Source organism: Flavobacterium sp. UBA4854 (assembly GCF_002399805.1).
GTDB classification, from domain to species: domain Bacteria; phylum Bacteroidota; class Bacteroidia; order Flavobacteriales; family Flavobacteriaceae; genus Flavobacterium; species Flavobacterium ginsengisoli.
Genome location: NZ_DHEI01000040.1, coordinates 88,937 through 100,936 on the forward strand (window position 1 = coordinate 88,937; position 12,000 = coordinate 100,936).

Annotated in this window: 11 protein-coding genes; 5 read left to right on the top strand and 6 right to left on the bottom strand. The window is 30.1% G+C overall.

Annotated elements, in window-relative coordinates:
* The 5 genes from dnaB to B3J44_RS05710 all read left to right on the top strand — a co-directional run.
* The coding region (gene dnaB, locus B3J44_RS05690) for a replicative DNA helicase (RefSeq protein ID WP_286966698.1) at positions 1 to 1,164 on the top strand (1,164 nt) is incomplete at its 5' end.
* Between the two features lie 136 nt (positions 1,165 to 1,300).
* On the top strand, positions 1,301 to 1,651 hold the full coding sequence (locus tag B3J44_RS05695; protein ID WP_286966699.1) for a hypothetical protein: 351 nt from the start codon (positions 1,301 to 1,303) through the stop codon (positions 1,649 to 1,651).
* A gap of 672 nt (positions 1,652 to 2,323) precedes the next feature.
* Entirely contained in the window at positions 2,324 to 3,115 is a 792-nt protein-coding gene (locus B3J44_RS05700; protein WP_286966701.1) for a sensor histidine kinase, read from the top strand.
* Positions 3,116 to 3,229: 114 nt separating this feature from the next.
* On the top strand, positions 3,230 to 3,895 hold the full coding sequence (locus B3J44_RS05705; RefSeq protein WP_278020611.1) for a response regulator transcription factor: 666 nt from the start codon (positions 3,230 to 3,232) through the stop codon (positions 3,893 to 3,895).
* Between the two features lie 348 nt (positions 3,896 to 4,243).
* Entirely contained in the window at positions 4,244 to 5,503 is a 1,260-nt protein-coding gene (locus B3J44_RS05710) for an asparagine synthetase B (RefSeq protein ID WP_286966704.1), read from the top strand.
* On the opposite strand, the gene B3J44_RS05715 is transcribed toward B3J44_RS05710, so the two are convergent.
* From B3J44_RS05715 to B3J44_RS05740, 6 genes are all read right to left on the bottom strand, one after another.
* Positions 5,504 to 6,307, bottom strand: a complete 804-nt coding sequence (locus B3J44_RS05715; protein ID WP_286966706.1) for an endonuclease/exonuclease/phosphatase family protein — start codon at positions 6,305 to 6,307, stop codon at positions 5,504 to 5,506.
* A 380-nt stretch (positions 6,308 to 6,687) separates the two neighbouring features.
* A complete protein-coding gene (locus tag B3J44_RS05720; protein WP_198858136.1) occupies positions 6,688 to 7,356 on the bottom strand; it encodes a response regulator in 669 nt (222 codons plus the stop codon).
* 7 nt (positions 7,357 to 7,363) lie between these two features.
* Positions 7,364 to 9,100, bottom strand: coding sequence for a tetratricopeptide repeat-containing sensor histidine kinase (locus B3J44_RS05725; protein ID WP_286966708.1), 1,737 nt, complete (start codon positions 9,098 to 9,100; stop codon positions 7,364 to 7,366).
* A gap of 50 nt (positions 9,101 to 9,150) precedes the next feature.
* A complete protein-coding gene (locus B3J44_RS05730; protein WP_286966710.1) occupies positions 9,151 to 10,872 on the bottom strand; it encodes a tetratricopeptide repeat-containing sensor histidine kinase in 1,722 nt (573 codons plus the stop codon).
* Between the two features lie 167 nt (positions 10,873 to 11,039).
* Positions 11,040 to 11,474 carry a carboxymuconolactone decarboxylase family protein gene (locus tag B3J44_RS05735; protein WP_286966711.1) on the bottom strand — a complete coding sequence of 145 codons (435 nt, stop codon included), beginning with the start codon at positions 11,472 to 11,474 and terminating at the stop codon, positions 11,040 to 11,042.
* A 79-nt stretch (positions 11,475 to 11,553) separates the two neighbouring features.
* Positions 11,554 to 12,000 (bottom strand): Crp/Fnr family transcriptional regulator (locus B3J44_RS05740; protein WP_286966712.1); only part of this gene is annotated, 447 nt, incomplete at its 5' end.

Genomic DNA, 12,000 nt, shown 5'->3' on the forward strand with positions numbered 1-12,000 from the left:
AAATTTATTCAAAGAAGTTTAATTAGAATTTCTTCAGAAATTATCGAAGCATCATATGATGAAAGTGCTGACGTTTTTGATTTATTGGATCAAGCTGAATCTAAATTATACGAAGTTACACAAGGAAATATCAAGCGTAGTTCTGAAACCGCACAGAGTTTAGTTTTACAAGCTAAAAAGAAAATTGAGGAAATTTCTAAAAAAGAAGGATTAAGTGGTGTAGAAACTGGTTTTCATAATTTAGATAAGCTAACTTCTGGATGGCAGCCGAGTGATTTAATTATTATCGCGGCGAGGCCAGCGATGGGAAAAACGGCATTTGTACTTTCTATGGCCAGAAATATTGCGATCCAATATGGACATGGAGTGGCTTTGTTTTCTCTAGAGATGGCATCTGTTCAGTTAATTACGAGGCTTATTTCTTCTGAAACAGGTTTGTCTTCAGAAAAATTACGTACAGGTAAATTAGAGGCTCACGAATGGACAATGTTGAGTACTAAAGTGAAAGATTTAGAGAAAGCACCTTTGTTTATTGATGACACACCTTCGCTTTCTATTTTCGATTTAAGAGCAAAGTGCCGTCGTTTAGCATCGCAACATGGTATTAAAATTATCATTATAGATTATTTGCAGTTGATGACTGCAGGAGGAAATGCTAAAGGAGGAGGAAATCGTGAGCAGGAAATTTCGACAATTTCTCGAAACTTAAAAGCTTTGGCAAAAGAACTTAACGTTCCTGTTATTGCACTTTCTCAGTTATCGCGTGCCGTTGAAACGCGTGGTTCTAGTAAAAGACCGTTGCTTTCGGATCTTCGTGAATCTGGAGCGATTGAGCAAGATGCCGATATTGTTTCGTTTTTATACCGACCAGAATATTACAAAATTGAAGAATGGGATGATGAAGAAGCTTCTCCAACTGCTGGCCAAGCTGAAATTATGATCGCAAAACACCGTAATGGTGGTATTGAGAACATTCGTTTGAAATTTTTAGGACACTTAGGAAAATTTGATAATCTTGATGATTTTTCAGGTAATTATGATGATTTGCCGTCAAAAATGAATCATGATGATAATTCATTTATTACTAATAACCTGCCTTCGGCTAATGAAGCCTTCGGAAGTAATTTAAATGATGACGATGATGATAGCGATGTTCCGTTTTAATAAAACAAAAAGCCTTATTATTAAGGCTTTTTTTATGTTTTTATGTTAATTGTAGAATAAAAATCAGTAGTTTAGCTAAACCAATTATAAACTATTATTTTTTTTTAATTATTAACCAATTAACAAATTTTAAATTATGAATGAAGAAACTTTTCCAGGACCTATTCAGATTCCTGTAGCTACTGCAAACGAGTGGGAGCAAAGATATCAAGATGATCAAAGCGTTGAAGATGCTAAGAAAAAAGTAAAAGCTTTCTTAGTACCAAGAGAAAGTTTGAAAAAAGTACTTGAGCTTGACACAGATGCTGTTTGGGCTTATATTGGAATTAACGATCAAAAAGAAAAAACATTACTTTTCGTAGGAGCCCAATATGATGAGAAAACTGGTAAATACATAAATGTTTATGGTAAAGCTGATGGACTAAATGGCGACGAAGCTGCTGAAGAAGTAGTTTACGATGGTTCACGTCCAAGTCCTCCATATTAATTAAACAATACTTTTTAATGGATGATTTTTTAATATATTCAGGTTATTTGATTTTATTAATTGATCTAATATTATATTCATTTAGCTTTTTCCGAAAGGGAAAAGCTAATGTTTTCTTAGTTTCTTATTTAGCATTTATCTTTTTTATACAAATTTCAATGGAAATATTGTATTCGCTAAAAATGAATAACTTGTTTTTGGTCAATAGTTTTTTTATTGGTCAAATGATATTACTGGGTTTATTTTACAATTCGATTCTACATATTAAAATTCAAAAGCAATTTGTAAAAATTAGCCTTTTTCTTGCTCTGCTTGTACTGACAATACAATTTATTAAGACGCCACAAGAATTTTTAAAATTTAATTTGTTTGAAATTACTTTGACATCGTTGCTAATAGTTGTTTTTGCATTGATACATTTCTACAATATGCTCACAGAAAACAAGACCTATTATTATGTAAATATGGGTATAATGCTATACTTGCTTTCAAGTACAGTATTGTATATTATAGGTAATTTAACGTCGGTCTTAAATAATGATCTAAAATATTTGAGTTGGCAGTTAAATGCATTTTTGAATATCATTTATTATCTGTTTATTTTGTATGAATGGAAAGTTAGTTTTTCACAAAAAGGTTTACAAAACTAATTTGTATTATTAAACGTAGATTATGAACTCCAATTCAATCCCCGAAAAAGAATTAGTTGCTATAATATTATATATCTCTCTGTTTTTTATAATTGTTGCAGTCGCATTAATAATATTCTTTTACTTTTCTCGAAAAAAAATAATTCAGAAAGAATTAGAGAAAATAGATTTAATACTTCGATATCAAAAAGAACAGCTACATGCTATTATCGTTACACAAGAGGAAGAACGCAAAAGAATTGCGCAAGATCTTCATGATGATATTAGTTCAAAATTAAACATTGTTTCCTTAAACAGTCATTTGCTTACAGCTCCAAACCTTACAGAGGCTGAAACAGCAGAAATTACAGAAAATATAATAGCTTTAACAACAAAGGCATTAGATAATTCTAGAAAAATTGCGCATAATTTATTGCCACCAGTTTTCGAAAAATTTGGCTTAAATGCTGGTATCGAGGAATTGTGTGAAGAATTTGAATCTAGTAAATCTGTCAAAACATATTATAAAAATGAAATTGATTTTGATGAGAAAGAAATAGACAGACATTTACATGTTTTTAGAATCCTACAAGAATTAATGAATAATTCGATTCGTCATGGAAAAGCATCTGAGATATGGATTTCTTTTGCTACTAAAGATGGAGTAAATACTTGTGACTACAAAGATAACGGAGTTGGTTTTGATAGTTCGAATGCCGAAAATCAAAAAGGTTTAGGAATGAAAAATATCGATAGCCGAATATCATTTTTGCAAGGAACAATTGAAATTAACTCTGAAATTAATCACGGTATTGTTGTAAATTTTACATTTTAGGTCAAATTATGTGTTTTATGAAGCTTTTTGGTCAATAAAATAGGGTATTTAGACTTTTTCTAATTCATATTTTGTAATTTCGATAAACCAAATAAACGACCAAAAACAAATAAGATGAATCCTGCTATTAAAATTGCTCTAGTCGATGATGAAATTTTGTTTCGAAAAGGAATTTCTTTTTTATTGCAAAGAGAAGAAAATATTGATGTTATTTTTGAGGCTTCAAATGGTGACGAGCTAATTTCTCAATTAAATGAAAGAGAAATTAAACCAGATATAATAATAATGGACTTAAAGATGCCAATCTTAAACGGTGTCGAAGCCACAAAAATTATTAGAAAACTATTTCCCGACATTAAGATTATTGCATTGACTAGTTACGATACCAAATCATTTATTGCCAATATGATTCAAGTCGGAGCTGTAGCATACTTAATTAAAAATACTACTCCAAAAGATTTGATTCTTACAATCAATGAGGTTGCAAAAAAAGGATTCTATTATAACGAAAATGTCTTAAAAACAATTCAAGATACAATAGTTTCTCCTAAAAATGCCAGAGGCGGTTTAGAAACGAATTTCCTTTCACCTCGTGAAATTGAAATTCTGCAATTAATCTGCCAGCAGAAAACTACTGCAGAAATTGCAGAACATCTTTTTTTAAGTCCAAGAACAATCGAAGGACACAGAAACAATTTATTGCTTAAAACAGAATCGCGAAATATCGCCGGTTTGGTTGTCTACGCTATTCAAAATGATTTGGCAGTTTTAACAATTTAAAATATTATGCTGTCAAAAACTGAATTGACAGCACATAATATAATATGATTGTTATTACAAGAACACATAGTCCTATTTTCTGAATTATATTCAGACCCTTTTGCTGGTTATTACTTTCATTAAACTTCATAGTTGGTTTTTTTTTACAGCGATTAGTTTTATGAACCTGGGATAGCAAATGTATAGAGAATATTCTTCCAAATTATAGGTGTTTTTACCTGTTTTTTTATTGTTTGAAAATCAATTTTCTTGAAGCTTTTTTATTTAACATTCTATATTCAACAGAAAAGATTCTAAGTGTTCTTTTTTTGCTGATGGCTTTTATATCTTTACTAAAATAATTTTCTGATGAATAAGACTTTATTCTACTTTTTTATACTATTGATCACATTTAATGCTAAAGCTTCGTTTATCTTACTTCCGATGGACGAATCGACGCAGCAAAATCATTTAAAAGCATACGGAATTACTTATTGGTGTTTGAGCAGGGATTATAAAGCGAGCTGGCTTTTAAATTATCGCGGTGGTTCTTTTTTACTTCCTGATGCTGATGAAATTAGAAAAGAATGTAAAATACGAGGAGTAAGTTTTGAAGTAATTTCAGATAGCGAACAAGCTTCTATTTTAAATGAGATTTCGAGTCCTTCTCAAAATATGGAATCTGTAATTTTAGAAAAAGCACCTAAAATTGCCGTTTATACTCCAAAAGGGAAACAACCTTGGGATGATGCCGTAACGCTAGTTCTAACTTACGCCGAAATTCCTTTTACCCCAATTTATGATGAAGAAGTTTTAAGTGATCAATTATTAATGTACGATTGGCTTCATTTGCATCATGAAGATTTTACTGGACAATACGGAAAATTTTATGCTGCTTACAAAAATACGCCTTGGTACATCGATCAAAAGAGAGATGCCGAAGCTTTGGCAGTAAAACTAGGATATGCAAAAGTATCTCAGGAAAAAGGAGCAGTTGCTAAAAAAATTAGAGATTTTGTAATTGGAGGTGGTTTTATGTTTGCCATGTGTTCTGCGACAGATAGTTTCGATATTGCACTTGCTGCAGATGGAGTAGATATTTGCGAAGCTATGTTTGACGGAGATCCTAGTGAATCTAATTATCAGTCAAAATTAAATTATAATAATTCTTTTGCTTTTAAAAATTTTACTTTAGAAAGAAGGCCAGAAGTATATGAGTTTTCGGATATTGATATGACGACGAAAAGGCGAATACCAATGGATAAGGATTATTTTACTTTAATGGAATTTTCTGCAAAATGGGATCCTATTCCGAGTATGTTATGCCAAAACCATACACAATTGGTAAAAGGTTTTATGGGACAAACGACTTCATTTGATTCTTCATTAATAAAATCGAACATCTTAATTATGGGGACTTGCGAGTTAAACGGCGAGTCAAGATATATTCATGGAGAAAAAGGCAAAGGAATGTTTACTTTTTTTGGAGGACATGATCCAGAAGATTTTCAGCACCAGGTTGGCGATCCTCCAACGGTTTTAGATTTACATCCGAATTCGCCTGGATATAGATTGATTTTGAACAATGTTTTATTTCCTGCTGCTAGAAAAAAGAAACTTAAAACATAATTAATTTAAAGAAAACTCAACCCAGATCGGAATATGGTCTGATATTTTCTTTGCACTTTGTAAAGAATCAAAATCTTCATAAAATTTAATAATTCCAGAATTGTTTACTTTTAGATTCAATGTCTTATAAAAGATATTGTCAAATTCTGAAGCAAGACAAATATTGTTTTTGCATGTATGTTTTAAAGTTGTCTTTTGATTTTTTAATACAGAATCATATCCCATTTTTTTCAACGGATTAAAAACAGAATGTTTTTCAGGACAATTAAAGTCACCTAAGAAAACGAGATTTAAATCAGGATATTCGTTTGGTAAAAATTTAAAATATTTGATTTCGGTTTCGGGTTGTTTATTTTTAGTTATTGCATGAAAATTGACAAGAGTGATTGTCTTTTTGTTAATTTCGAACGTGGCAAAATAGGGCTCCCGGTCAATTTCTACGCTAAATTTTTTCTCTAGCCAAGGTTTGTTTTTCAATTTGGCTTTGTGAGTTTTCCAAATAAAGGCGTACCGCTCGGTTTTATAACTGCTACTAGAAGTAGGATCACTTATTTTGTAGTCCCATTTGCTTCCTTTTTGATTAAGTATTGATGCAAGTTTTGCTACAGTTTGTGCACCTCCATTTCCAGCTACAACTTCTTGAATTGCAATTATATCATAAGTAGATATTGTTTTGGCAATATATTCTAGATGAATATCAGATTTCGATTTTCCAAAGTTTTCTATATTCCATGATAGGACTTTGGTTTGTGCAAAAGATAAAAATGTAAATAATAGTAAGACAAGGCAGAGAATTCTTTTCATGAAAAAATTTAATGGAACTGAGATTAAAACCTCTCTTCCTGCAATAATTAAGCCTATCTTAAAATAAATTAGTGCTTTTTGTATCGATTTTTTAAGGCAGTACCAATAATTATAATTTGTAAAACTAACAATGCTGGAATAAAAATCATTTTCCAGTCAATTTCCAACCAGCCCGTTTTTTCAGAAACAAAGGCAAAGCTTATCGATAAAAAAAGGCAAAGTAACATTGTTTTCATAACTATTTTATTTTGTGTAGTATTAATTCTAGAGAATACAATACTCGCTTTACTTTTTGGTTTCATGGTAGGTTAATAGATTATCACAAATTTAGCAGTATAAACAGTGTAATCCTTACGGGAATCCGTAAAGCGCCATAAAAATTACACCAGTCCGAAATCTTTTGCAATTGCTATTAAATGCACATTATTATTGGCCTTAAAGTAAATTTTTAGTTTGTTGATTCTTTTCTCTATACTGCTTGTTCCGTTAGGAGTGATAGATGAATCTTTGAACTCTCTAGAAATACTTTCTAATATATATCCTTGAGATAAAAGTTTTAGAATAGAAATATCATATGATTCAATTTCAATTAAAGATTTGTCATTAAAATTGAACGACAAATCTGAAGAAAGTATTTTTTCTTCATTGTTAAATGTACTTTCAATAGCATTTCTTAATTCGGCAATACTGTTTCTACCTTTAGTGACATAGGCATTAATACCCAATTCATTAAAAAGATTTTTTATTCTGTAGCTTTTGTCTTCTATAGAAAAAACAATCTTTTTAAGTTTTGGCTGTACTTTGTTTATTGCTTCAATAAGTTCATCTCCGCTGGTTAAATCTACTTTTCTATGATCAGATTTAAAAGATAAATCTGTAATCAATAAATCGTAAGGTTCTTTATCAGCCAATGCCTTTTTTACTTTAAGTAAGCCTTCATCACAATATTTAACATGATGAATTACTGGAACTTGTAACTCTTCAAGAACTTGAACAACTGCGATACTAATACTGTCTAGATCTTCGGCAACTAAAACTTTTTTAAACATAATTGTCTTATATTGGAAATTTGAAACTTATTTTAAAACCATTTTCTGATTCTTTGTCAAAATTAAGAGTTCCTTTTATTGTTTTAATACGGTTTTCCACATTTTGTAGTCTTTTTTCTAAAATAAAATATTCAGAGCTTATTTTTTTGCCATTATCGATATACACTATTTGAATGTTTCTTTCTTCTTTTTTAAACGTTATACTCGCTAGAGATGCGTCATTCAGTGTTTTCATGTTATCAAGGATTTCCTGAAGAACACGAGAAACAGTAATTTTTTTTACGCGGTCAATTTTTTTCCATGAAAAAGCATTTAAACCGTTTACAATTATATTTAGCTTTTGGTTGGTGTATCCAGAAATCATTTCTTTTAGATCTTTTTCGAAATTTTCGTTGGTAGCGATTTCACTATTTTCTCGAGAAATATTTCTGGTTTTGGAGTAAATGTTATTTAAATAGAATAAAAATTTTTCTTTGTTTTCTTCTTCTTCGAGGTTGTAGTTTTCTGTAAAGGATAAAATTTTGTCAATGTCTTTTTCAAGTTCAAATTGTAATTTTTCAGAAATACGCATTTCATTCTTAAAAACTTCGTTATTGCTTTCCTTTCTGCCTTTCGTAATTACATAAAAAATGATGAAGACTAAGCTTCCAATGCTGACAAAAATTACAACATAAGAAATGTAGCTTCTGTTTTTTTGCCTTTGTAATTCTAATTCTTTTTCTGCTTTTTGGTTTTTGAGTTCTAAATTTTCGTCTTTATCTTTTTTTGAATTATATATAGCATCAGCAAATTGATTTTTCGCTTTTTTTCTGCTAACAGCAAGACTGTCAATCATTCTACTATAAACTTTCCAATGTTTTTTTGAATTCTCAGCATCATCGGCCTCAATAAGTCCAGTCAGCATATTGATTTGATTTGTTATCGATTTTGCTTTTTTAGCGCAATTGTAAGCTTTTATTGCATTGATTTTCTTTAATTCTGGATTGTTGTATTTTGAATAATAAAGATAAAAAGCATAATAATTTCCAATTAGCTCGTAATCATCGTTTAATGTAAGAGTCACTTCTAAACTTTCGTTAAGACACTTAAAAGCTTGTTCTTTATGATTTCCAAGTCTTAGGTAAGAAAGACCTAAATTATATAATATTGATGCACGCTGAATATTTGTATTCGAAGGGGTTATTTTATCTTCAATCTTATATTTTACAAGTGGTTCTAATAAATTTACTGCTTCTTGATATTTTTTTTGTTGCATATAGGTAAATGCAATTTCAGACAATATTCGTGCTTTTCTAAACGTTGATACGGCTTTTTTTAATGCTTTTTTATGATAATGCAAAGCCTTTTCGTTGTCATAAGTATAGTAGTAATGATAAGCCATAAATGTATAAGCATTAACAGCATACTTAACATTTGTTGTCTTATCTAAATAAGGAAAAGCTTTTATAAGTTTAGTTTCGGCTTCATAATAATCGCCATTTCGCTGCAAGATTTCTACACTATTGTTTAAAGAGCCAACATAATCATCTGCATAATCTTCTATTGGAACACATAGTGATTGTGTTTTGTTGAAATAAAAAATGGCGCTGTCGGTTTTTCCAGAATCCCAAAAAGCATTTGCCTTGTCCATCGTCTGCTTAATTTCGACGGAGTGATCGGTTTTGGTGTGATTTATTTTAAGGCTTTTTGCCCAAGAAATAGGTGTAGAATAATATAATGCTAAACCTATAATAGAGATTAACAAGCAAAAAAGGAAGATTTTTTTTCGAAAAAAGTTGAGCAAGTATTTAATCATTATGCTGGAAATTTAATTAAAACTTTAAAACCTTTTCCAAAATCTGAATGAATATTTATCTCGCCTTTAATGGCATGAATTCTATTTTCAATATTATGTAAACCATTTTTTAAAACCATTTTGTTTATATCGATTCCTCGTCCGTTATCGGTATAATTAATTATTATACTATTGTCGAGCTCTTTAAAAGTTAGTGCAACTAAACTCGCATCACTATGTTTTTTCATGTTTACAAGTAATTCTTGTATAGAACGATAAACAGCTATTTTTTTAATTCTGTCAATAGAATCCCATGAAATGGTATCCAAACCATTTATCATAAGATTTGTGGTTGATGTATTAAAACCAGAAATCATTTCTTTAATCAAAACTATATAATTTTGATTGCTTATTGTTGGAGTATTTTCCTTTGAAATATTTCTTGTTCGAGAATAAATATCTTCTAATCTTTTTAATAGATGATTTTTATTTTCTTGAGTAGAAATGTTTCTATTTTCGACAAATGCCATTGTGTGATAAATGTCATTGGCAAGTTCGTCATGTAATTTTTTTGAGATTCTAGTTTCGCTTTGATATGTTGCTTCTATTTTTTGACGATTAGCTCGTGAGGTCAGAAAAAAATAAATGAAAACGATTAGGGCAGATGCAAATATGATTACTATATAGGAAATAATATTACTGTTTTCTTGTTTTGCTAACTGAAGTTCATTTTTAATTTTTTGAGCTTTTAATTTTAGATTTTCCTCTTTTTCTTTTTTAGTGTCATATTTAATTTTTGCAAATTGATTTTTTGCTTGTTGCCTTACTTCAAAAATGCTATCTATTGCACTTGTATAAATAAGCATATTTTTTTTTGATTCGACGTTAGGGCTATTTTCTATTATAAATTTTAAAGCAAGTAATCGCTCATCTATATTACCTGATAATGTATAGTTTTTATAGCTTAATTTAGCGTACTTCATTGCTAAACCAGCTTTGCTTTTTTGATAGAATTGAGAAAGATTATAATAGGTTTTGCCTAAGCCCTCTAAATAATTTGCTTGAGACTTTATTTTTAGGCTCTTTCTAAAAAACGAAAGCGCTCTTGGATCTTCTAGTTTGTAATAGCAGTATCCTATGTAATCTAGTATTTTGGAATAATTTTCAGGACTATCTTTTAAAATATTCTCTTTACTTATTGAAAGAAAGATAGGAAGCGCTTTTTCAAACTTATGTTGTTTTATATAAATGACAGCGATATTGTTTTTTGCTTCAAGTTTATTTATCCTGTCAATTTTTAAAGAAAATGCCTTAGAGTAATAATAAATTGCAGTTGGATAATCGTAGGTATAAAAATAATTCCTTCCTAATACGCTATAGATATTCCAGATATAATTAGAGTCTTTTATTTGATTTAAAAACGGAATTGTTTCAATTGCTGTTTTTGTACTGCCAACAAAATCTTCATGTTTTTGCTGAATTTCGGCCATATAGTACATGCAATAAACATAATTCTTTACATCGTCTTTCAGGTTGCTATTTGCTCTTGCCTTATTGTATAAATAAAATGCACTGTCTAACTGTTTGTTTTTATAAAAGAAGTCGGCAGAACGAATCGTTTTTTCTATTTCGATTTTATTGCTTGCAATTTTTTCTACCGGTTTTTTCTTGTTTTGGCACGCAAAAAAAAATACAAAAATGAAAATTGTATAAAAGGTAATTTGTATTTTTTTTGGAATCATGCGCCAAAAATAAATAATTTTATTTCTTACAAAAGCGTATAAATACCTGTTTTTCAAAAATCTCAGAAAAAAGAAAATTCACATTCTGATTTCCAGTGATATACAGAAAGGCCCTCTTGTAGAAGGGCCTGTAATAGTAAATTGCTTGTAAATTTTATCCTTATAAATTATTCTGCACGCATATCGGTTGCAATTCCAATTCGATTCCAGGCATTAATAGTAATGATTGCCATAATGATTTCTGCTAGATATTTTTTGTCAAATAATTTAGCAGCATTTTGATATACTTCTTCAGAAACGTGATTGCTTATTAATGTTATTTCTTCTGTTAAAGCTAATATTGCTTTTTCTTCATCACTGTAAAAATCAGCTTCACGCCAAGCAGTAAGCAGATAAATGCGTTGTTCGGTTACACCCAGCTTTCTCGCGTCTGCAGTGTGCATGTTTATGCAATAAGCACAACCATTTATTTGTGATGCCCTAATTTTTATTAACTCTTTATGTACAGGAGATAGAGAAGTAGAAGCAATATATTTTTCTAAACCTAACATGGCTTGATATGCTTCTGGAGCAACTTGCGGGATAACGATTCTTGAGTTCATTTTTTTGTGTTTTAAAATTTCATTACAAAGGTGGGCATTGTATGCTTTTAAAAACTTGAACTACTTCAAGAAATTCAACTCAGAGTTTTCCAGCTCTTATTTTACTCATAAATTCTGCAGAAAAATCAAGATAGGAGGCAAGCATATATTGAGGAACGCGCTGAACAAATTCTGGAAAATGGTCATTAAAGTGATGATATCTTTCTTCGGCTGACATTGTAAATAAGAATTTGATGCGCATTTGCATTGCGCCAAAACTTTTTTGAGTAACAATTCTAAAGTATCTTTCAAGATTAGGAATTTCAAGTAGTAATGCCTCTAAAAGGTTTTTGTCAATGGCAATAACTTCTGAGTTTTCAACTGCCTGCAGATAAAAGCTTGATGGTATGTGATTGTGATAACTCAAATAATCAGTAATCCACCAGTTTTCTATCGCAAATTGAAGTGTTTGCTCTGTCCCTTTAGGATTGATGATATATTGTCTCATACAGCCCTTGACAACAAAATACATTGTATTGCAAATTTG

Bases quoted from the DNA above. Each gene is read 5' to 3' on its own strand.
- B3J44_RS05695 (WP_286966699.1), top strand. From the start codon at position 1,301: ATGAATGAAGAAACTTTTCCAGGACCTATTCAGATTCCTGTAGCTACT.
- B3J44_RS05700 (WP_286966701.1), top strand. From the start codon at position 2,324: ATGAACTCCAATTCAATCCCCGAAAAAGAATTAGTTGCTATAATATTA.
- B3J44_RS05705 (WP_278020611.1), top strand. From the start codon at position 3,230: ATGAATCCTGCTATTAAAATTGCTCTAGTCGATGATGAAATTTTGTTT.
- B3J44_RS05710 (WP_286966704.1), top strand. From the start codon at position 4,244: ATGAATAAGACTTTATTCTACTTTTTTATACTATTGATCACATTTAAT.
- B3J44_RS05715 (WP_286966706.1), bottom strand. From the start codon at position 6,307: ATGAAAAGAATTCTCTGCCTTGTCTTACTATTATTTACATTTTTATCT.
- B3J44_RS05720 (WP_198858136.1), bottom strand. From the start codon at position 7,356: ATGTTTAAAAAAGTTTTAGTTGCCGAAGATCTAGACAGTATTAGTATC.
- B3J44_RS05730 (WP_286966710.1), bottom strand. From the start codon at position 10,872: ATGATTCCAAAAAAAATACAAATTACCTTTTATACAATTTTCATTTTT.
- B3J44_RS05735 (WP_286966711.1), bottom strand. From the start codon at position 11,474: ATGAACTCAAGAATCGTTATCCCGCAAGTTGCTCCAGAAGCATATCAA.